We start from the raw sequence: 17,046 nt of genomic DNA, 5'->3' as shown, positions 1-17,046 counted from the left end.
GGTCTTAATCCTTCGAAGCGATGGTGGCCGCAGGGGCAGCCATGGGGTCCAGTCGGCGGCTCGACGCCTCGATCTTCTGGGCGAGCAGCTTGTCCCAGCCATAGGGGTCGGAACGGAAATTCATCGTGCCGTTGCTGCTGGAAAAAGCGGTCCAGTAAAGCAGATAGACTGCCACTTCCTTGGGCAACTGCACACGCTGCGTCTTGCCGGTATCGATCAGCGACTGCACTTGGCCCGACAGCTTCGGGTCGTCCTGCAGCATCAGTTCGGCCAACGGCACCGGCTTTTCGAGACGGATGCAGCCATGGCTGGCGAGCCGGTCGTAGCTCGAAAATTTCGCGCGGGCAGGCGTGTCGTGCAGATAGACGGCGAAGGGATTGTTGAAGTCGAACTTCAACCGCCCGAGCGCGCTGCTTGGCCCGGCGGGTTGCACGATCCGCTCGCCGGTTTCCGGGGTGCCGACGATCTTGTATCCCTGCCGCAGCAGGGCGGTCCGGCCCTTGGGCCACAGTTCCTTCTTCGCGATGGAGGAGGGGACGTTCCACGGCGGATTGACGACGATCGAATGGATGCTGGATGTCAGCATCGGCGTCGCATTGTCGGGGGCCCCCGTTACCGCCCGCATCGACGTAACCGGCTGGTCGCCTTCGAACACGGTGAGGACGGCGGCGGCGATGTTCACCTGCACGCGATTGACCGGCAACTGACGCGGCATCCAGCGCCACCGCTCCATATTCGCCATGATCGCGCCGATGCGATCCTCAACCGGAACATTCAGCTCCTTCAGCGTCCGCGCGTCGAGCAGGCCGGTAGGATTGAGCCCGTAGCGGCGCTGCGCCCGCTGCAGGGCATCCACCAGCTTCTCGCCGGGCTGGACGGTCTTATCCTCGATGGCGAGCCGCTTGCGGACCGCGTCGGGCGCCGACTTCGCCGTCAGCACGGGCCAGCCGCCAGCATCGCGTATCCGCTCATAATTGGAGAGGCCACGGCGCAGACCGTCATAGCCCGAATAGGGCGGCGTCAGACCAGCGGCCCATTGCGGCAGGCGATCTTCGGCGATCGCGCGGGCAAGGCCGGGGCGGGGATCGAAGGCAGCGGGTCGCAGCGCCCAGATGTTGAGGAAGTCGGCGGTATCGACCCGCCCGGTGCTGAGCGCCTTGGCCCTGTCCAGCACGGCGGAGATCAGCGCGTCGCTGGCAAGTGAGCTCGTCGCCTTGCTGCGCGCCATCAGCCCCTGTTCCGCGCCGCCCTTCAGCCAATTGTTGAGCCAGACCTGCTGTGCAGCCGATGGCGTTGGGATCGGCACCGGCGGCGGCGTAACCAAGGCCGGGGGCGCGATCACCGGCGGCGCGGGCGCGGGCAAGGTCGGCGCGACGGCGGGTGGCTGTGCGAAAGCTGGCGCGGCGGCAAGGCCGAGCAGGGGAGCGACGCAGAAACGGATCAAATCGGGACGGTTCATGCTGGACCAGATAGCGCAAAGCCCCCATCGTTCAAACTTCCATAGCGGAAAAAGATGATGCTCCATGTCGTTCACCATCCTGCCTATGTCTCTCCCGCCACAGCGGGGAGCCGCTTTCGCTTCGATAAATATGGGCTTGTTATGGAAGCGCTTAAGGTAAGCGGAGCCCCCTTTACCGTACATGAACCCGTAACGATCCCGCGCCACTGGATCGAGGCGGTACACGATCCCGCCTATGTGGAGGAGGTCGCGGCGCTGAGCGTCCCGGTTGAAAAGGAGCGGCGGATCGGCTTTCCCGTAACCGACCGGATCATGCGGCGGTCGATGCTGTCGCCCGGAGGCACCTGGACAGCGGCGAAACTGGCGATGGCCCATGGCTATGCGGCCAACGCAGCGGGCGGCAGTCACCATGCGCTATATGACAGCGGGGCAGGCTATTGTGTGTTCAATGACTTGGCCATCGCGGCGAATCGATTGATCGCGGAAGGAGACGCGCGCCGCATCCTGATCCTGGACTTGGACGTCCATCAGGGCGACGGCACCGCCCGGTTGATGGCTGGCCGGGAGGATGTGTTCACCTTGTCGATCCATGCGGAAAAGAATTTCCCGGCTCGCAAGGCGCGATCGTCGCTGGACGTCGAATTGGCTGATGGTGCTGGCGATCAGGATTATATGGCGGCCTTGATGGAGGTGCTGCCCCATACGCTCGACGCCTTCGAGCCCGACCTTGTCCTCTATCAGGCAGGCGTTGATCCCCATGCGGAAGATAAGCTCGGCCGTCTCGCGCTGAGCGATGCCGGCTTGGCGGCGCGGGATCGCGCCGTGATGCGGGAAGCGCGGCGGCGCGGCATCCCGCTCGCCAGTACCATGGGTGGCGGCTATGGCGAGGATCGGATGGCAGTGGCGCGGCGCCACGCCGCCTGCATGATCCGGCTGGCGGCGGAGGCAATGCGCCGCGATTAGTGCAGCGTCCCAGCGTCGGTGGTCGCGACCACCCCGCTCTCCATGAGCTTCGCCGCGATCACGCCCGCTGCGGCCAGCGCGATGAAATCGCTGAAGGCAAGGTAAAGGATATAGCCCCAAGGCGCGTGGCTGAGCACCGCCTGGGCCACGTCCAGCCACAAGACTGCCGCCAAGGCGAAGAGGATCGCAATCCGCGAGCGGTCACCAAAATCCGTGGCCGTAAACCGCAGGGCGAAGGCGATCACCATGCCGACCACCAGCGCCAAGATCAGACCGCCGATAAGCGCAGCGCTATCGGTGACGGGAAATCCACTGACATTGTAGAAGATCGTCGCAACCGGACCCTTGCCATAGAGGATTGTACCCTGCGCGCTGGCAGGATCGGGCACCACATAGACGCCGGTGCCCGTCTGTGTCAGCGCTTGCGCCATTGCGGCCTGTAAATTGGCGCTTGGCGCCTCGCCCGCGCGGTGGAATGCAAGGGCGCTGAGCGGCGTTCCCCAGAAAATAAAGCGGACCACAAACAGCGCAAAGCCGCCCAAAAGCCCGCCGCCGACCGTCCTTATCATACGCCCTCCTGTCCCTGTTTGCGCTGGGTGCGAACAGGAAACGCGGGCGGGCTTTCCGGTGGCGGAACTAATCCGGCGGACGCGATGCTTTCTCGGCGATGCCGGACACGCCTTCGCGGCGGTCGAGTTCGTCCAGCACAGCGTCGAGCGGGATGCCCATGTCGCCTAGCAGGATGAGCAGGTGGAAGAGCAGATCGGCGCTTTCGCCGATTGCGCCATCTTTGTCTGACGTCATGGCGGCAATGACGGTCTCCACCGCTTCTTCGCCAACCTTCTGTGCGATCTTGCCACGTCCGCGCGCGGTGAGCTTCGCCACATAGGATTGGGCGGGGTCAGCGGTCCGCCGCTGGCAGATGGTCTTTTCCAGGTCGAAGAGGGTCGATCGCATGGGCCTCATCAAGCGCCCGGCGCGGGGCGCGTCAATCAAAAGTTGCGGACGGGCACGCCTGCAGCGGCGAGCGCTTGATGCGCTTCGGCGACGGTATGCTGCCCGAAGTGGAAGATGGAGGCCGCCAGCACGGCACTCGCATGGCCTTCGATCACGCCTTCGACCAGATGCTGGAGCGTGCCTACGCCCCCACTGGCGATGACCGGGACCGAGACTGCATCGGCGATGGTGCGAGTAAGGGCGAGGTCATAGCCCTGCTTGGTGCCGTCCCCATCCATGGAGGTGACGAGCAACTCTCCCGCACCCAGTCGCGCGAGCCTCACCGCATGTTCCACAGCGTCTATGCCGGTCGGCTTGCGGCCGCCATGGGTGAATATCTCCCAGCGATCTTCGCCCACGCGGCGTGCATCCACGGAGCCGACAACGCACTGACTGCCGAAGCGGTCCGCGATGTCGGCCACCACTTCGGGTCGCGCGACAGCGGCGCTGTTGACCGCCACCTTGTCCGCCCCTGCAAGCAGCAGCGCCCGCGCGTCCTCCGGGCTGCGTACGCCGCCGCCCACGGTCACCGGCATGAAGCATACCTCGGCGGTCCGGCGCACCACATCCAATATGGTGCCGCGCTGCTCATGGCTGGCGGTGATATCGAGGAAGCAAAGCTCGTCCGCGCCCGCCGCGTCATAGACGCGCGCCTGTTCGACCGGATCGCCCGCATCGCGCAGATCGACGAAATTGACGCCCTTCACCACGCGGCCATTGGCGACGTCCAGACAAGGGATGACGCGGGTGCAAACCGTCATGCTTCGATCTTCCAACGTCCATTCGGTTCGAGCGAAGTCGGGGACCGCTGAGCGAGAGCTTCTCGACTTCGCTCGCAGCGGACGGAATAGCGGAGAGCTTTTGTCATGCTGCGGCCTTCGCCACCGCCAGCGCTGCCTTCAGATCAAGCCGCCCATCATACAGCGCGCGACCAGTGATGACGCCTTCGATCCCTTCGTCGGCGTGGAGGCTGAGGATGCGGATATCGGCGATCCCCGCAACCCCCCCGCTGGCGATCACCGGAATGTTGGTCGAGCGGGCGAGGTCCACCGTCGCTTCGATATTGCAGCCCTTGAGCAGCCCGTCGCGGCCAACGTCAGTGAAGAGCAGGCTTGCGACGCCCGCATCTTCGAAACGGCGGGCAAGATCGGCAACCGGCATGTCGGACTTTTCGGCCCAGCCGTTCGTCGCGACGAAGCCGTCGCGCGCATCGACCGCCACGACGATGCCGCCAGGGAAATCGCGCGCGGCGGCCTTCACGAACTCGGGGTCCTTGAGCGCGGCAGTGCCGATCACGATCCGCGACACGCCCAGGTCGAACCAGCGCTCGACCGCTTCACGATTGCGGATGCCGCCGCCCAACTGGACATGGCCGGGGAAGGCCTCGACGATCCGCTCGACCGCCTCGGCATTGACCGCGTGGCCCGCAAAGCTGCCGTCAAGATCAACGACATGGAGATGCTCGGCTCCTGCCTCGGCAAAGATCAGCGCCTGAGCGGCGGGATCGTCGCCATAAACGGTGGCGCGATTCATGTCGCCTTCGGCCAAGCGGACGACTTGGCCGCCTTTCAGGTCGATGGCGGGGAAGACGATCAGGGACATCAGATATACCTAGCGGGGAGCGGGCTCACGGACGCCACTCCAGAAAACGGGACAGGAAGGAAAGGCCATAGGTCTGGCTCTTTTCCGGGTGAAACTGGCAGCCGATGATGGTGTCGCGCGCAACCGCGGCGACCAGCGGCCCGCCATGATCGGTGACCGCCGCGATATGGGCGGGATCGGCAGCTTCGAAATGATAGCTGTGCAAGAAATAGGCCTCGCCTGTCTCCAGCAAAGGGGGCGTTCCGTTCAGGCTTACCTTGTTCCAGCCCATATGCGGCACCTTGATCGCCGGATCGGTGGGCTCGATCAGCCGCACGGTGCCCGGGATCCAGCCAAGTCCCGCATGCCGCCCGAACTCCTCACCCGCATCGGCGAGCAGCTGCATCCCCACGCAGACGCCAAGGAAAGGTGTGCCACGCTGGCCCACCGCTTCATTCATCGCATCGATCATGCCGGGAATGGCGGAAAGCGCATCCATGCAGGCGCGAAAAGCGCCCACGCCAGGCAGCACGATGCGGTCCGCCCTCGCTACCACGGCAGGGTCGGCGGTAATGACGGCATCGCTCGCCCCAGCCTTGCGCAGGGCATTGTGGACCGAATGGAGGTTGCCTGCGCCGTAATCGATGAGGGTGAGAGCGGTCACAGCATCCCCTTGGTGGATGGGATCGCGTCCGCCTTGCGCGGATCGATCTCCACCGCCTGGCGCAGCGCGCGGGCAAGGCCCTTGAAGCAGCTTTCGACAATATGGTGATTGTTGCTGCCGTAGAGATTTTCGACATGCAGCGTGATCCCGGCAGCCTGCGCGAAGCTGTGGAACCAATGCTCGATCATCTCGGTATCCCACTCGCCGAGGCGCTGGACCGTGAAGTCCGCCTTGAACACCAGCCAGGGCCGTCCCGAAATGTCGAGCGACACCCGGCTCAGCGTCTCATCCATCGGCGAATAGACGCTGCCGTACCGGGTGATGCCGCGCTTGTCGCCCAGCGCCTTGGCCACCGCCTCGCCGATCGCGATCGCCGTGTCCTCGGTCGTATGATGTTGATCCACGTGCAGGTCGCCGACCGTCTTCACATCCATGTCGATCAGCGAGTGACGCGAAAGCTGCTCGATCATGTGATCGAGAAAGCCTATGCCGGTAGAAACGGTATAGACGCCAGTGCCGTCCAGGTTGACGGTCACGTCGATCTGCGTTTCCGCAGTGTTGCGGTGAATTTCGGCCGTGCGCATGGCTGCGCCCTATACCGAAGTGGGTGCGGCATGCAATGTGGCGTTGCATGTGTGGGGCGCACTTGACCCGCCGCGCGGCGCCGTTAGGACATTGGGCATGAGCGACGACTTGCCCGACAGCCTGATTCCCTACGACGAAATCGTGCAGGAGGCCCTGCGCGCCGTGGTCGGCCGCGTGCTGGGCGAAGTTGAGCGTTCCGGCGGTCTTCCGGGCACGCATCATTTCTATATCACCTTCAAGACTCAGGCGCCGGGAGTCGCGATCCCCAAGCAGTTGGTGGAACGATTCCCGGACGAAATGACCATCGTGCTCCAGAATAAATTCTGGGACCTGAAGGTTGGCGGCGACGGGTTCGAGGTCAGCCTGACCTTCAATCAGGTAGCGGCGCACCTCGTCATCCCCTTCGCCGCGATCACGGCCTTCGTCGATCCCGCGGTGAATTTCGCGCTTCAGTTTCAGGTGCAGTCCGACGGATCGCCCGAACCGCACGAAGAAGCGGAAAATGACGCGCCGCAGGTCAAAAGCGAGGACGGCTCGAACGTCGTCACCGTGGATTTCGGCAAGAAGAAATAAAGGCTGGCGAATAGCCGGATCACCTCCCAAATTGGCTTCCAACCTCACCGCGCTGGGAGCCGTTGCATGGATAGCCGCACCGAAACCGACAGCATCGGCGCCGTAGAGGTGCCCGCCAGCGCCTATTGGGGCGCACAGACCCAGCGCAGCATCGAAAATTTCCCCTTTGGCATGACGGAGCGCATGCCGATCGGCATCGTCCACGCCCTCGCCATCGTCAAACAGGCCGCCGCGCGGGTCAATCGCACCGAAGGTCTCGCGGCCGAATTGGCCGAAGCAATAGAAGCGGCGGCGGCGCAAGTAGTGGCGGGCGGTCATGACGATCAATTTCCGCTCGTCATCTGGCAGACCGGCAGCGGCACGCAGTCGAACATGAACGTCAATGAGGTGATCGCGGGCCTCGCCAACGAAGCACTGACGGGCAAGCGCGGCGGAAAGTCGCCCGTGCATCCCAACGACCATGTGAACATGGGCCAGTCTTCCAACGACAGCTTCCCCACCGCACTCCATATCGCCGCCGCCCGCGCCGCAACGGATCAGCTTTTCCCGGCGCTCGACCGTCTTCATAAGGCGCTGGATGCCAAGGCGCAGGCATGGGGCGATATCGTCAAGATCGGTCGCACCCATCTACAGGACGCGACCCCGCTGACGCTGGGCCAGGAATTTTCCGGCTACGCGCACCAACTCTACCGCTGCCGCAAGCGGATCGAGCCGGCTGTGATGCACGGCATGATGGCGCTCGCGCAGGGGGGCACGGCGGTTGGCACCGGCCTCAACGCGCCCGAAGGTTTCGGCATCGCTATGGCGCGGGAAATCGCCGCGATCACCGGCCTGTCGTTCCGCACCGCCGACAATAAGTTTGAGGCGCTGGCATCGAACGATCCCTTGGTCCACCTTTCTTCGACGCTTTCCACGCTGGCTGTGGCTCTGACGAAGATCGCCAATGACATTCGCCTGCTTGGCAGCGGCCCGCGCTCGGGGCTTGGCGAACTGGATCTGCCCGCCAACGAACCGGGCAGTTCGATCATGCCGGGCAAGGTCAATCCGACCCAATGTGAAATGCTGACCATGGTCGCGGCGCAGGTCATCGGCAATCACCAGGCGGTGACGGTCGGGGGGCTTCAGGGGCATCTGGAACTCAACGTGTTCAAGCCGCTGATCGGCGCGGCAGTTTTGCGCTCCATCCATCTGTTGAGCGTCGGCATGGAAAGCTTTGCTGAACGCTGCGTCGATGGGCTGGAAGCCAATGAGAAGCGGATTGCCGAGCTGGTCGATCGTTCCCTCATGCTGGTGACGGCGCTCGCGCCTGAGATCGGTTATGACAATGCGGCCAAGATCGCGAAACATGCTCATGGGGAAGGGCTGACGCTCAAGCAGGCGGGACTTGCGCTCGGGCTCATCGACGAGGACAGCTTCGACCGGCTGGTCAGGCCGGAAAATATGGTGTGAACTGGCGGAACCGCCGCTTCTGCAATACATTGAGGGCAGTATGAAGAAGATCGCTTCCAAACAGCCGCTTGTCACCATCCGCCCGCCGCGCAAGGCTGGCCTGCTGCGAAAGACGGCGCGTCTGGGCGCGGCGGTGGTCGCGGCACGCGTGGCGGCGGCGACGGGCAAGAAGGGCGTCGTCGGCCTGGTCGCCGGTATCGGCGCAAAGCGTCTGATCATGCGACACCCGCTGGGCGCACTGTTCGTGACGGGAGCCTATCTCGCGGGCAAGGCGTATGAAACCAAGCGGGATCTGGACAGCAAGCGGGGCACCAAGGCGCTGCCTGACCTCAGCGGCGAGCCGGTGCCGATCGGACAGGCGCGAAAGACCCGCGCGTCCAAGCCCTAAAGCGCCGACTGCCAAAGCTTCACCGCATCAATCGGCCAGGCGAGCATCAGCACATTAAGCGTCAGGTTGTCGCGGATCACGGCGAGCGCGATCAGTTCCAGCGCGATCCCCGCGCAGACCGTCACCCATACCGGCGCACGGGCGGCAAACAGGAAGCCCAGCGTCATCATGCCAATGTCGCTCATCGAATTCAGGATGCTGTCGCCGCTATAGCCCAGTGCAATGGTCGCCGCGCGATAGCGATCGATAATGATTGGCGAATTTTCCAATATCTCCCACACGCATTCGACGAGAACGGCGAGGGCCAGGCGCGGGCCGATCGGTTGCCGCCGCATCACCGCCCGCGCTGCCGCGTAGAAGAGGAAGCCGTGGATCACATGGCTCAGGCTGTACCAGTCCGCGATATGCTGGCTGTTGCCGCTGTCGAGCGCACCATGCCACATTTCGACATAGCCGCAGGTGCAGATGGGCGGCCGCGCCATCAGGAACAGCAGCGCGCAGGTTAGCAGGGCGATGACCCCAGCCGTTAGAAAACCCCGCCGGTTGCGGATAGCCTTGCGTCTCAAAAGATCGTCCCCCTGCGCGGCCTCTTGCCAAATGCTTTCCACGGCGTCACTAGCGGCCATGGCCGACAGCATCCCTATCGAGGCGCCCGATTTCAAGCGGCGTGGCGTGCTCTTCGTTCTTTCCTCGCCATCTGGCGCGGGCAAATCCACCATTGCGCGAAAGCTTCTGGCCGCAGAGCCGGACCTTGCCATGTCCGTGTCCGCGACGACGCGGCCGATGCGGCCGGGCGAGGTTGAGGGCAAGGATTATCATTTCGTCGATCTGGAAGAGTTTCGCCGGATGACGGCGGATCATGAATTCCTCGAATGGGCGCATGTGTTCGGCCAACGCTATGGCACCCCCCGTGCGCCCGTCGAAGCGATGCTGAAGAGCGGCCGCGACGTACTGTTCGACATCGATTGGCAGGGCGCGCAGCAACTGCATCAGATCGCCGGTGGCGACGTTGTGCGGGTGTTCATCCTGCCGCCCTCAATGGAGGAATTGGAACGACGCCTGCGCGGCCGCGCCACGGACAGCGAGGAAGTGATCGAAGGCCGCATGTCGCGGGCCGCCAATGAAATCGCGCACTGGGACGGCTATGACTATGTGCTGTGCAATGTCGATGCGGAGGATTGTTTCCAGCGCGTGCAGACGATCCTGCACGCCGAACGCATGAAGCGCAGCCGTCAGACCGGCCTTATCGGCTTCATCCGCAGGCTAAGCCGCTATCATCAGGAAGATTGAGGCCGCCTGATTTCCTTCCGTCCCCCGTTCGTTTCGAGCGCAGTCGAGAAACGGATAACGCTGGATCGACAAGCCGTTCGCCCTGAGCGTATCGAAGGATTCCACTTCTTCGGAATTACGGGACGGCTCCAACACGCTCAGCCGGAGCGGATTGGATGGTCTTGAACGAGGTCAAGCGCTATTCAAATCCCGCAGGGTCCGCCCATTCCGGGTGCACCCAGGCCATCGCCTTGAACAGCGTGCCCATTGCGTCATCCGCAGTCAGCCGGACGCGCGCGGCCTCTACCTCCGCCGCCCGCGCGGGCGCCGTACGCGCCAGCTGATCGGCCCGGGCGTCGATGCCCAGCTGGCGCAGGAATGCGCCTTGGCCTACGGGGCCAAGCACTCTTAGCCCCGCCTGCCGCGCCATATTGCCGATCATGGTGAAATCGACATGGGTCGTCAGGTCGCTCTCGCCGGGGTCTTGAAACGGATCGGCGAACTGATGTCCTCGCACCGCCTGCAGCGTATCGCCGACCGCCGGGCCTTCATAGCCATAGTCGATGATGATCGCGGCGCCCCCCTGCCGGGCGATGCGCTGGGCAAGGTCGAGCGCGATGGCGGTTCCGGCCAGGGGCATCTCCAAAATCGCTCCGTCCGGCGCATCGGCCGCTATGGCGGGAATACCCGATTCGACGCGGCGGTAGCCCGGCATCGCTTCGAATCGGCCGGGCTGAGCCTCATCGGTCCGCACTACCCGTTCCCGCCATTCGGCATCGCTGCGCACGATCTGGCGCACGGGCAGCGCGTCGAAAAACTCATTGGCTACGACCAGCAGCGGGGCATTTTCCGGCAGGGTCCCGACCGCCTCATGGTGAGAAACCATCGGCAGCGCCAACCGCTGCCGCTCGCGCAGAGTAGGGCTGGTCTCGACGAAATGGGGCGGAGGGGTGAAGCCTATGTTTCCCATCGCGCGCAACGCATCGGATGCGAGCGTGCCGCGTCCCGGTCCCAGCTCGACATAAAGCGCATGCGGCCGGCCGCCCGACCGCATCCAAACATCGGCAAGGCACAGGCCGATCAGTTCGCCGAACATCTGGCTGATTTCAGGCGCGGTGGTGAAATCGCCCGCGGTCCCCAGCGGGTCGCGGGTGCCATAATAATGCTGGTTCGCCTCGGCCATATAGTGGGCGACCGAAATGGGCCCGCCCGCGTCAATCTGGCGGGCGAGGCGCTCCGCCAGCGTCAGCGGTTCAGCTGACACTCGCGCTGCCGGCGATCGGTTCGACGCGGACACGGCGGCCCTTCGCCGTCACGATGAGGTAGAGGCCGCCCAGGATCATCGGCACGCACAGCCACTGGCCCATATGAAGGCCGGTGCGCGCCGCGAACTCCATCAACTGCGCGTCGGCCTCCCGATAATATTCGATGCCGAAACGGAACAGCCCGTAGAAAAACAGGAACAGGCCGACCAGCAGGCCCGGCTTGTACCGCGCTCGCGTCTTCCAAAAGGCGAAGGCCAGGATAAGGAGCAGGACGATGCCTTCGAAAAAGGCTTCGTAAAGCTGGCTCGGATGGCGAGGGAAGGGGCCGCCGGTGGGGAAGATCACCGCCCAGGGAACGTCTGTCTCCTTGCCCCACAGCTCGCCATTCACGAAGTTGGCGAGGCGGCCGAAGAACAAGCCGAAAGGCACGCAGCAGGCGACATAGTCATGGATGCGAAGCCAGGACAGATTTTCCTTTCGCGCCATGTAAAGCACGCCAAGCGACACGCCGATCACCCCGCCATGGAAAGACATGCCGCCATTCCACAGTTTGAAGACATCGAGCGGATTGCGCAGGATTTCCGGCTGGTAAAAAAAGACATAGGCGAGCCGTCCGCCGATGATGATGCCTAGCGTCGCGTAAAAGATCATGTCGTCGGCATGCCGCCGCGCCATGGGGGATCCGGGCTGGGCGACTAGCTTCAGCAGATACCAGTAGCCGACCAATATGCCCGCCAGATAGGCGAGGCTGTACCATTTGAGCGTGAAGAAACCGAGGTCCAGCGCAACCGGGCTGAGCCCCAGCTGATCGAAATGGATGGCGCCCGAAGCGGCGGCGGCGAGGTCAAGGATCAAGTTGTGGTTCCCCTTGGGAATTATGGCCTTCGCCATAGAGCAGGTTGGGGCGGCGAGGGAAGGGGGCTGTCAATTTCCTCGGAGATTCGGGCGACACCGGAGTGCAGTGGATTAAGCAGAGATAGCTTTCGCGTCTCATATCGGACCAAGATTTAGGCAGCTGTTAACCTGCTGGAAACCTTCGCCGTGGCACTCATGGCGGCATGTCTATCGACCCCGTTATAGAGCAATCGCCGGCAACCGGCGAAAAGCGCGAGACCGCGCGCTGGCCTATCCGTCTGGAAGTGCCGGGGGCGCTGGGCAACGAGCCTGCGGACGTCACGGTCCACGACATCTCGACGGCGGGCATGCTGATCGAAACCCGGTCGAAGTTGAAGCTTGGCCAGGTCGTGCTGGTGTCTCTACCCGAAGCCGGGACGGTCGCCACTCGCGTGGTGTGGCAGGATGATCCGCTGTTCGGTTGCCGCTTCGATGAAGCGCTGCCGCAAGCGGCCGTAAGCGCCACGCGGCTGCGTAGCAGCAAGCGCAGCAACGGAAGTCCGGTCGATCATGTCGTGCAGGGCAATGGCCCGGAAATGCTCCCGGAACGCCTGCGCCGCCTGCGCCGCGAACGCGGCCTTAGCCGGGCGGCGTTGTCGGAGCGGACGGGGTTCAGCAAGCCCTCGCTCTGGGCATGGGAATCGGGCAAGACGATGCCCCGGCGCAAGAGCCTCATCATCCTGGCGGAGGTGTTCGGCCTGACGGAACAGCAGTTGCTGCTCGGCGAAACGGCCGCTGCGCCGCGCGAGTCTCGTCCTGCTGAGGGTGCGCATGGGGGGCAGCAGCTTCATGAGGTCATCGACGCGGCAAAGCGCCAGATTGCGCAGCACGCCGGTGTCGATAAATCGCAGGTGCACGTCCGTATCGATTATTGATGAGCCTGCATCAGCCAGCCCGCTCAAGCTGATAGAACGAGCCACTTGCCTCGTTCGAATGTCGGAGCCTCTGGTTTTCTGAAGAGGCAGGACGCCACTCGATCCCGGCATGAAGGAAACATGCCATCCGCTATGGGCAGCCTGTAAACCTCCAAAGCAGGCACATGATCGCTTTTGATGCTTGGACAGGCATCAAAAGCTCAGGTCGAGCGAAGGCATCTCGAGGCTCTGAAAAGTCATCTCCTCTAAAGACTGGCGATTGTTCGGTCGTTCCTTCGGCCATTCGGCCGCAGCCATAAAAAAGCCGCCCGGTGAGGGGCGGCTTTCTTTCAATCCGTTGGGAAACTCAGGCTTCTTCAGCCGGAGCTTCTTCGGCCTCCACGGCGATCTCGCCGGGCTCCGCATTCGGATCATAATCTTCGGTGAAGCCGGCCTCGTCCTTTTCGAACAGGTCAGCCATCACGTCCACGCCCTGCGCCTGCAGATCGGCCTCTTCGGGCGAGCGGGCGACGTTCACCTGGATGGTAGTGACGACTTCCGGGTGCAGCGCGACTTTGACGTCGAAAAGGCCCAGGGTCTTGATCGGGCGTTCCAGCACGATCATCGCTTTGGTCACGTTGGTTACGCCATCGGCATGCAGCGCTTCGACGACGTCACGGACGGCGACCGAACCATAGAGGTGGCCGGCGTTCGACGACTGGCGGATCAGGATGATCTGCTTGCCGTTGACGCCTTCGGCAGACTTTTCGGCGTCCGAGCGGCGAGCGGCGTTGTCGGCCTCGATCTTCGCGCGATTGGCTTCGAAGACCTTCTTGTTGGCATTGTTGGAGCGCAGCGCCTTCTTGTTGGGCAGCAGGAAGTTACGGGCGTAACCGTCCTTTACGGTGACGACGTCACCGATGGCGCCCAGCTTCTCGATCCGTTCGAGGAGAATGATTTCCATGAGTCTTACTCCCTCACTTCACGATGTAGGGCAGCAGGCCCAGGTGACGGGCGCGCTTGATGGCCTGGGCCAACTCACGCTGCTTCTTGGCGGACACCGCGGTGATGCGGCTGGGGACGATCTTGCCGCGTTCGGACACAAAGCCCTGCAGCAGACGGACGTCCTTATAATCGATCTTCGGCGCATCCTTGGCGGCGAAGGGGCAGCTCTTGCGGCGGCGGAAAAACGGGCGTGCCATGTTTCAGATCTCCTTATTCGCCAGCCGGGGCTTCTTCGCGATCGCGGCGCGGGCCACGGTCGCCACGATCTTCGCGCGGACCGCGATCGCCACGGGGGCCGCGATCACCACGCTCGGAGCGCTCCTGCTTGCGCATCATGACCGACGGGCCGGCCTCCAGCTCATCGACCTTCACGGTCATGTAGCGGATGATGTCTTCGTTGATCTGGGTCTGACGCTCCAGTTCCGCGACGACGCCGGCGGGGGCGTCGATGTTCAGCATCACATAGTGCGCCTTGCGGTTCTTGGCGATCTTGTAGGCGAGGCTGCGCAGGCCCCAGGTCTCGACCTTGGTAACCTTGCCTTCATTATCCTCGACGATCTTGGTGGCGGTTTCCGCCAGTGCGTCCACCTGCGCCTGTGCCAGATCCTGGCGCGCAAGGAACACATGCTCGTAAAGAGCCATGGGTATTGCCTCATCTGTTGGCCGATCGCTGACGCCCACCCCATGTGGAACGCCCCTCCGGCTGTCGTCTCAAAACAGTCTGTCGCATGCCCGCGAGTCACCCTCGTGGCGTGCGAAGCGGCGCCTATGACGGAAACATAGGTGAAAGGCAAGCGGATGCTGGCTGCGATCGAACCTCAGCCGCGGTGCATCTCTGCCGAACCCATGAAATGGGCGCGGGTCGATGCGCCGGCCCGATCCAGCAGGACGGCGACCTTGTCCTTCAGATTGGCGGAAGGCTGCGCAGGATCATCATAGGCCATGCCCCAATCGCCAAATTCACGTGAGTCAATTGCGGCTTCCCGAAGCTTCACGACGCCCCGATGGCGGTCGTCCTGGCGGATGCGTTCATAGACGCTCTCCACAGCCGCCCGCGGACCTTCGAGCACCTGGATGAAGCGCTTGCTGTTGAACAGCAGCAGCCCCGTTACATCCGCCAGACGGTTCCGGACTGCCGCGGCGCGGGCGATTGCCGCACACTGGTCAGCCGTCACGCTCCCTTGAGCGCTGCTGATATACATGATCTGGTATAAGGACATGATGTTTCCTGATAACGCCGCCCACAGCGGCCATATCGCCCGGAAACGCTTTAGATTTCGTGTTTAACCTTGATCATGCAAAGCGCCCCGGAGGGAGAGATGTCTCCGGGGCGCTGCTTCACCATATTGGCGGACGGCTTAGCGAATGGCGCTGCCGATCACCGCGCCGATGATGCCGCTGGTGATCGCCACCAACACCGCGTCATTGCCCGAGCGGACCCAGTGATAACCGCGCGGCGGGGCGTTCAGGCGATAGTCGCGATAATTGTTGATCACGCGGTAATCGCGGGCATAGCGGCGGTCGAAGCGTTGACCCTTGTTCCAGCGGCGATAGTCATTCTTGCGCACGACGGTCTTGTGCTTCACCACCGTGTGGCCATGGGGGCCATGCTTTACCACGCGGGTCACTTCGCGATGCGGCGCGGCCTGTGCCTGCGCGGCGACCATCGGGCTTGCCACCATGGTCGTTGCGGCCAGGCTCATCAGTAGTTTCTTGATCATCTCACTTGCTCCTTGCTTTTTTGTCTGTCGCGCCGTTGCTCCGGCGTTGAAGACAGATTTAGGCAAGACTTGTCGCAAGCTTGTGCCAAAGCGGCGGCTTAACTGTCTGAAATTGTAACAGCCTCATTCGTGCCGCAGCGCGTCGATGGGGTTGAGCGCCGCCGCGCGTCGCGCCGGAAAATAGCCAAACACGACGCCGATCGCCGCCGAAAAGAGGAAGGCGATCAGGTTGACCTTCACATCGAAGATGAAAGGCACCTGCATCAGCGGCGCGATGGCGACCGATGCGATGAGGGCGAGGAACAGGCCGATCATCCCGCCCAGGCACGACAGCACGATCGCCTCGACCAGGAACTGCATCAGCACCTCGCGCGCAACGGCGCCGATGGCGAGCCGGATGCCGATCTCGCGGGTGCGCTCCGTCACGGACACCAGCATGATGTTCATGATGCCGATCCCGCCGACCAGCAGGGAGATGGCAGCAACCGCCGCGACGATCTGAGTCAGGATCGTGGTCGTGCCGGTCAGCGTGTCGCTGATCTGCTTGGTGTCGAAGACGTTGAAATTATCCTCCGCGCCCGGCTTCACCTTGCGCCGCTCGCGCACCAGTTCTTCCAGGCTCGCCTGCACGGTGGAGGTGTCATAGGCATCATCCACCGCGATCATGATCTGGCTGATGTCGCGGTCGCCGGTGAAGCGGCGCTGCACGAATTTGATCGGCATGACGACCACATCATCCTGGTCACCAAAGCCGCCTTGCCCGCGTGTCGCCAGCGCGCCGATCACCTGGCAGGAAACACCCTTGATGCGCAGCCGCTTTCCGACGGGGTCGCTGCCCTGGAACAGGTTGGTGCGCACCGTATTGCCGATGATGCAGACGGGTTTGCCTGCTTCCTCCTCCTCCGGCATGAACAGGCGTCCCGCGTCCGCCTTCCAGCTTTGCACCTCGAAATAGGCGGCGGTGGTGCCATAGACGGTGGTGGACCAGTTGGATCCTTCATAGATGGCGGTGCCGCTCGACTGGACCAGCGGGGCAACGGCGCGCACGCCGGTCAGCTGATTTTCGATCGCGGCAAGGTCGGCGGGCTTGAAGTCCGGCGGGCGCGGGCCGCCTCCGCCACGGCCGAAGCCCTGACCGGGGCGAAGCTGCAGCACGTTCGCGCCCAGCGAGCTGATCTGCTGGCGCACCGCGGCGGTCGCCCCATTGCCCAGCGTCACCATAGTGACGACCGCCGCCACCCCGATGATGATGCCCAGCGTCGTCAGAAAGCTGCGCAACTTGTGCCGGTTGATCGCGCGAAAGGCGAGGATGACGGTCGTGCCTAGCATCGGCAAGAAGCCCCCTGAGCCGTTCGGGCTGAACCTGTCGAAGCCCCATTT

The 17,046-nt window shown here is 63.4% G+C and carries 22 protein-coding genes; 6 read left to right on the top strand and 16 right to left on the bottom strand.

Going from position 1 to position 17,046, the window contains the following annotated elements:
- Window positions 1-4: 4 nt before the first annotated feature.
- Window positions 5-1,459, bottom strand: coding sequence for a L,D-transpeptidase family protein (locus ACFO3E_RS18960; protein ID WP_380806988.1), 1,455 nt, complete (start codon window positions 1,457-1,459; stop codon window positions 5-7).
- Between the two features lie 57 nt (window positions 1,460-1,516).
- On the opposite strand from ACFO3E_RS18960, the gene ACFO3E_RS18955 reads away from it, so the two are divergent.
- The gene (locus tag ACFO3E_RS18955; RefSeq protein ID WP_066529395.1) at window positions 1,517-2,422 is read left to right on the top strand and encodes a histone deacetylase family protein; all 906 of its coding nucleotides are present in this window, start codon (window positions 1,517-1,519) and stop codon (window positions 2,420-2,422) included.
- Here the strand turns inward: ACFO3E_RS18955 and ACFO3E_RS18950 are convergent.
- The 6 genes from ACFO3E_RS18950 to hisB form a co-directional block, all read right to left on the bottom strand.
- Complete coding sequence (locus ACFO3E_RS18950) at window positions 2,419-2,991, bottom strand: hypothetical protein (protein WP_066528060.1); 573 nt, start codon at window positions 2,989-2,991, stop codon at window positions 2,419-2,421. The genes ACFO3E_RS18955 and ACFO3E_RS18950 overlap by 4 nt on opposite strands.
- Before the next feature lie 67 nt (window positions 2,992-3,058).
- Window positions 3,059-3,379: a phosphoribosyl-ATP diphosphatase gene (locus ACFO3E_RS18945; RefSeq protein WP_066529399.1), complete on the bottom strand. Its 321-nt coding sequence runs from the start codon at window positions 3,377-3,379 to the stop codon at window positions 3,059-3,061.
- A 35-nt stretch (window positions 3,380-3,414) separates the two neighbouring features.
- Window positions 3,415-4,179 carry an imidazole glycerol phosphate synthase subunit HisF gene (gene hisF / locus ACFO3E_RS18940; RefSeq protein WP_066528062.1) on the bottom strand — a complete coding sequence of 255 codons (765 nt, stop codon included), beginning with the start codon at window positions 4,177-4,179 and terminating at the stop codon, window positions 3,415-3,417.
- Between the two features lie 103 nt (window positions 4,180-4,282).
- The gene (gene hisA, locus ACFO3E_RS18935; RefSeq protein ID WP_066528064.1) at window positions 4,283-5,020 is read right to left on the bottom strand and encodes a 1-(5-phosphoribosyl)-5-[(5-phosphoribosylamino)methylideneamino]imidazole-4-carboxamide isomerase; all 738 of its coding nucleotides are present in this window, start codon (window positions 5,018-5,020) and stop codon (window positions 4,283-4,285) included.
- Between the two features lie 25 nt (window positions 5,021-5,045).
- Window positions 5,046-5,663, bottom strand: coding sequence for an imidazole glycerol phosphate synthase subunit HisH (gene hisH, locus ACFO3E_RS18930; protein ID WP_066528067.1), 618 nt, complete (start codon window positions 5,661-5,663; stop codon window positions 5,046-5,048).
- The gene (gene hisB, locus ACFO3E_RS18925) at window positions 5,660-6,247 is read right to left on the bottom strand and encodes an imidazoleglycerol-phosphate dehydratase HisB (protein WP_066528070.1); all 588 of its coding nucleotides are present in this window, start codon (window positions 6,245-6,247) and stop codon (window positions 5,660-5,662) included. The genes hisH and hisB overlap by 4 nt, the downstream gene beginning before the upstream one ends.
- 97 nt (window positions 6,248-6,344) lie before the next feature.
- Between hisB and ACFO3E_RS18920 the strand changes: the two genes are divergently transcribed.
- From ACFO3E_RS18920 to ACFO3E_RS18910, 3 genes are all read left to right on the top strand, one after another.
- A complete protein-coding gene (locus tag ACFO3E_RS18920; RefSeq protein ID WP_066529401.1) occupies window positions 6,345-6,821 on the top strand; it encodes an SspB family protein in 477 nt (158 codons plus the stop codon).
- 66 nt (window positions 6,822-6,887) lie between these two features.
- A complete protein-coding gene (gene fumC / locus ACFO3E_RS18915; RefSeq protein WP_066528072.1) occupies window positions 6,888-8,270 on the top strand; it encodes a class II fumarate hydratase in 1,383 nt (460 codons plus the stop codon).
- A gap of 40 nt (window positions 8,271-8,310) precedes the next feature.
- The gene (locus ACFO3E_RS18910) at window positions 8,311-8,658 is read left to right on the top strand and encodes a hypothetical protein (RefSeq protein WP_066528073.1); all 348 of its coding nucleotides are present in this window, start codon (window positions 8,311-8,313) and stop codon (window positions 8,656-8,658) included.
- Here ACFO3E_RS18910 and ACFO3E_RS18905 read toward each other — a convergent pair.
- Window positions 8,655-9,209: a DUF2585 domain-containing protein gene (locus tag ACFO3E_RS18905; protein WP_380807188.1), complete on the bottom strand. Its 555-nt coding sequence runs from the start codon at window positions 9,207-9,209 to the stop codon at window positions 8,655-8,657. The genes ACFO3E_RS18910 and ACFO3E_RS18905 overlap by 4 nt on opposite strands.
- A gap of 73 nt (window positions 9,210-9,282) precedes the next feature.
- Here ACFO3E_RS18905 and gmk point away from each other — a divergent pair, with 73 nt between their 5' ends.
- Window positions 9,283-9,948: a guanylate kinase gene (gmk, locus tag ACFO3E_RS18900; RefSeq protein ID WP_066528077.1), complete on the top strand. Its 666-nt coding sequence runs from the start codon at window positions 9,283-9,285 to the stop codon at window positions 9,946-9,948.
- A gap of 178 nt (window positions 9,949-10,126) precedes the next feature.
- Here the strand turns inward: gmk and ACFO3E_RS18895 are convergent, their stop codons facing one another.
- Window positions 10,127-11,191 (bottom strand): class I SAM-dependent methyltransferase, encoded by a 1,065-nt coding sequence (locus ACFO3E_RS18895; protein ID WP_066528079.1) that lies wholly within the window; start codon window positions 11,189-11,191, stop codon window positions 10,127-10,129.
- Entirely contained in the window at window positions 11,181-12,083 is a 903-nt protein-coding gene (gene lgt, locus ACFO3E_RS18890; RefSeq protein WP_380806980.1) for a prolipoprotein diacylglyceryl transferase, read from the bottom strand. The genes ACFO3E_RS18895 and lgt overlap by 11 nt, the downstream gene beginning before the upstream one ends.
- 167 nt (window positions 12,084-12,250) lie before the next feature.
- Between lgt and ACFO3E_RS18885 the strand changes: the two genes are divergently transcribed.
- The gene (locus ACFO3E_RS18885; protein WP_066528080.1) at window positions 12,251-12,961 is read left to right on the top strand and encodes a helix-turn-helix domain-containing protein; all 711 of its coding nucleotides are present in this window, start codon (window positions 12,251-12,253) and stop codon (window positions 12,959-12,961) included.
- Window positions 12,962-13,307: 346 nt separating this feature from the next.
- Here the strand turns inward: ACFO3E_RS18885 and rplI are convergent, their stop codons facing one another.
- From rplI to ACFO3E_RS18855, 6 genes are all read right to left on the bottom strand, one after another.
- Entirely contained in the window at window positions 13,308-13,904 is a 597-nt protein-coding gene (rplI, locus tag ACFO3E_RS18880) for a 50S ribosomal protein L9 (protein WP_066528082.1), read from the bottom strand.
- A gap of 13 nt (window positions 13,905-13,917) precedes the next feature.
- A complete protein-coding gene (rpsR, locus tag ACFO3E_RS18875; RefSeq protein WP_004212076.1) occupies window positions 13,918-14,142 on the bottom strand; it encodes a 30S ribosomal protein S18 in 225 nt (74 codons plus the stop codon).
- Window positions 14,143-14,155: 13 nt separating this feature from the next.
- On the bottom strand, window positions 14,156-14,587 hold the full coding sequence (rpsF, locus tag ACFO3E_RS18870) for a 30S ribosomal protein S6 (protein ID WP_066528084.1): 432 nt from the start codon (window positions 14,585-14,587) through the stop codon (window positions 14,156-14,158).
- A gap of 176 nt (window positions 14,588-14,763) precedes the next feature.
- Complete coding sequence (locus ACFO3E_RS18865) at window positions 14,764-15,165, bottom strand: BLUF domain-containing protein (RefSeq protein ID WP_225870555.1); 402 nt, start codon at window positions 15,163-15,165, stop codon at window positions 14,764-14,766.
- 138 nt (window positions 15,166-15,303) lie between these two features.
- On the bottom strand, window positions 15,304-15,666 hold the full coding sequence (locus ACFO3E_RS18860) for an RcnB family protein (RefSeq protein ID WP_066528087.1): 363 nt from the start codon (window positions 15,664-15,666) through the stop codon (window positions 15,304-15,306).
- Window positions 15,667-15,789: 123 nt separating this feature from the next.
- Entirely contained in the window at window positions 15,790-16,995 is a 1,206-nt protein-coding gene (locus ACFO3E_RS18855) for an ABC transporter permease (RefSeq protein WP_066528092.1), read from the bottom strand.
- Between the last annotated feature and the right edge of the window lie 51 nt (window positions 16,996-17,046).

The organism is Sphingobium tyrosinilyticum, assembly GCF_042654265.1.
Lineage (GTDB): Bacteria > Pseudomonadota > Alphaproteobacteria > Sphingomonadales > Sphingomonadaceae > Sphingobium > Sphingobium tyrosinilyticum.
Note: the sequence above shows the minus strand (reverse complement) of the source record. Positions and strands in the feature narration are given on the sequence as shown.

What these genes read in the sequence shown, in the direction of transcription:
- ACFO3E_RS18960 (WP_380806988.1), bottom strand. Translation starts at nt 1,459, where the DNA reads ATGAACCGTCCCGATTTGATCCGTTTCTGCGTCGCTCCCCTGCTCGGC.
- ACFO3E_RS18955 (WP_066529395.1), top strand. Translation starts at nt 1,517, where the DNA reads ATGCTCCATGTCGTTCACCATCCTGCCTATGTCTCTCCCGCCACAGCG.
- ACFO3E_RS18950 (WP_066528060.1), bottom strand. Translation starts at nt 2,991, where the DNA reads ATGATAAGGACGGTCGGCGGCGGGCTTTTGGGCGGCTTTGCGCTGTTT.
- ACFO3E_RS18945 (WP_066529399.1), bottom strand. Translation starts at nt 3,379, where the DNA reads ATGCGATCGACCCTCTTCGACCTGGAAAAGACCATCTGCCAGCGGCGG.
- hisF (WP_066528062.1), bottom strand. Translation starts at nt 4,179, where the DNA reads ATGACGGTTTGCACCCGCGTCATCCCTTGTCTGGACGTCGCCAATGGC.
- hisA (WP_066528064.1), bottom strand. Translation starts at nt 5,020, where the DNA reads ATGTCCCTGATCGTCTTCCCCGCCATCGACCTGAAAGGCGGCCAAGTC.
- hisB (WP_066528070.1), bottom strand. Translation starts at nt 6,247, where the DNA reads ATGCGCACGGCCGAAATTCACCGCAACACTGCGGAAACGCAGATCGAC.
- ACFO3E_RS18920 (WP_066529401.1), top strand. Translation starts at nt 6,345, where the DNA reads ATGAGCGACGACTTGCCCGACAGCCTGATTCCCTACGACGAAATCGTG.
- fumC (WP_066528072.1), top strand. Translation starts at nt 6,888, where the DNA reads ATGGATAGCCGCACCGAAACCGACAGCATCGGCGCCGTAGAGGTGCCC.
- ACFO3E_RS18910 (WP_066528073.1), top strand. Translation starts at nt 8,311, where the DNA reads ATGAAGAAGATCGCTTCCAAACAGCCGCTTGTCACCATCCGCCCGCCG.
- gmk (WP_066528077.1), top strand. Translation starts at nt 9,283, where the DNA reads ATGGCCGACAGCATCCCTATCGAGGCGCCCGATTTCAAGCGGCGTGGC.
- lgt (WP_380806980.1), bottom strand. Translation starts at nt 12,083, where the DNA reads ATGGCGAAGGCCATAATTCCCAAGGGGAACCACAACTTGATCCTTGAC.
- ACFO3E_RS18885 (WP_066528080.1), top strand. Translation starts at nt 12,251, where the DNA reads ATGTCTATCGACCCCGTTATAGAGCAATCGCCGGCAACCGGCGAAAAG.
- rplI (WP_066528082.1), bottom strand. Translation starts at nt 13,904, where the DNA reads ATGGAAATCATTCTCCTCGAACGGATCGAGAAGCTGGGCGCCATCGGT.
- rpsR (WP_004212076.1), bottom strand. Translation starts at nt 14,142, where the DNA reads ATGGCACGCCCGTTTTTCCGCCGCCGCAAGAGCTGCCCCTTCGCCGCC.
- rpsF (WP_066528084.1), bottom strand. Translation starts at nt 14,587, where the DNA reads ATGGCTCTTTACGAGCATGTGTTCCTTGCGCGCCAGGATCTGGCACAG.
- ACFO3E_RS18865 (WP_225870555.1), bottom strand. Translation starts at nt 15,165, where the DNA reads ATGTCCTTATACCAGATCATGTATATCAGCAGCGCTCAAGGGAGCGTG.
- ACFO3E_RS18860 (WP_066528087.1), bottom strand. Translation starts at nt 15,666, where the DNA reads ATGATCAAGAAACTACTGATGAGCCTGGCCGCAACGACCATGGTGGCA.
- ACFO3E_RS18855 (WP_066528092.1), bottom strand. Translation starts at nt 16,995, where the DNA reads ATGCTAGGCACGACCGTCATCCTCGCCTTTCGCGCGATCAACCGGCAC.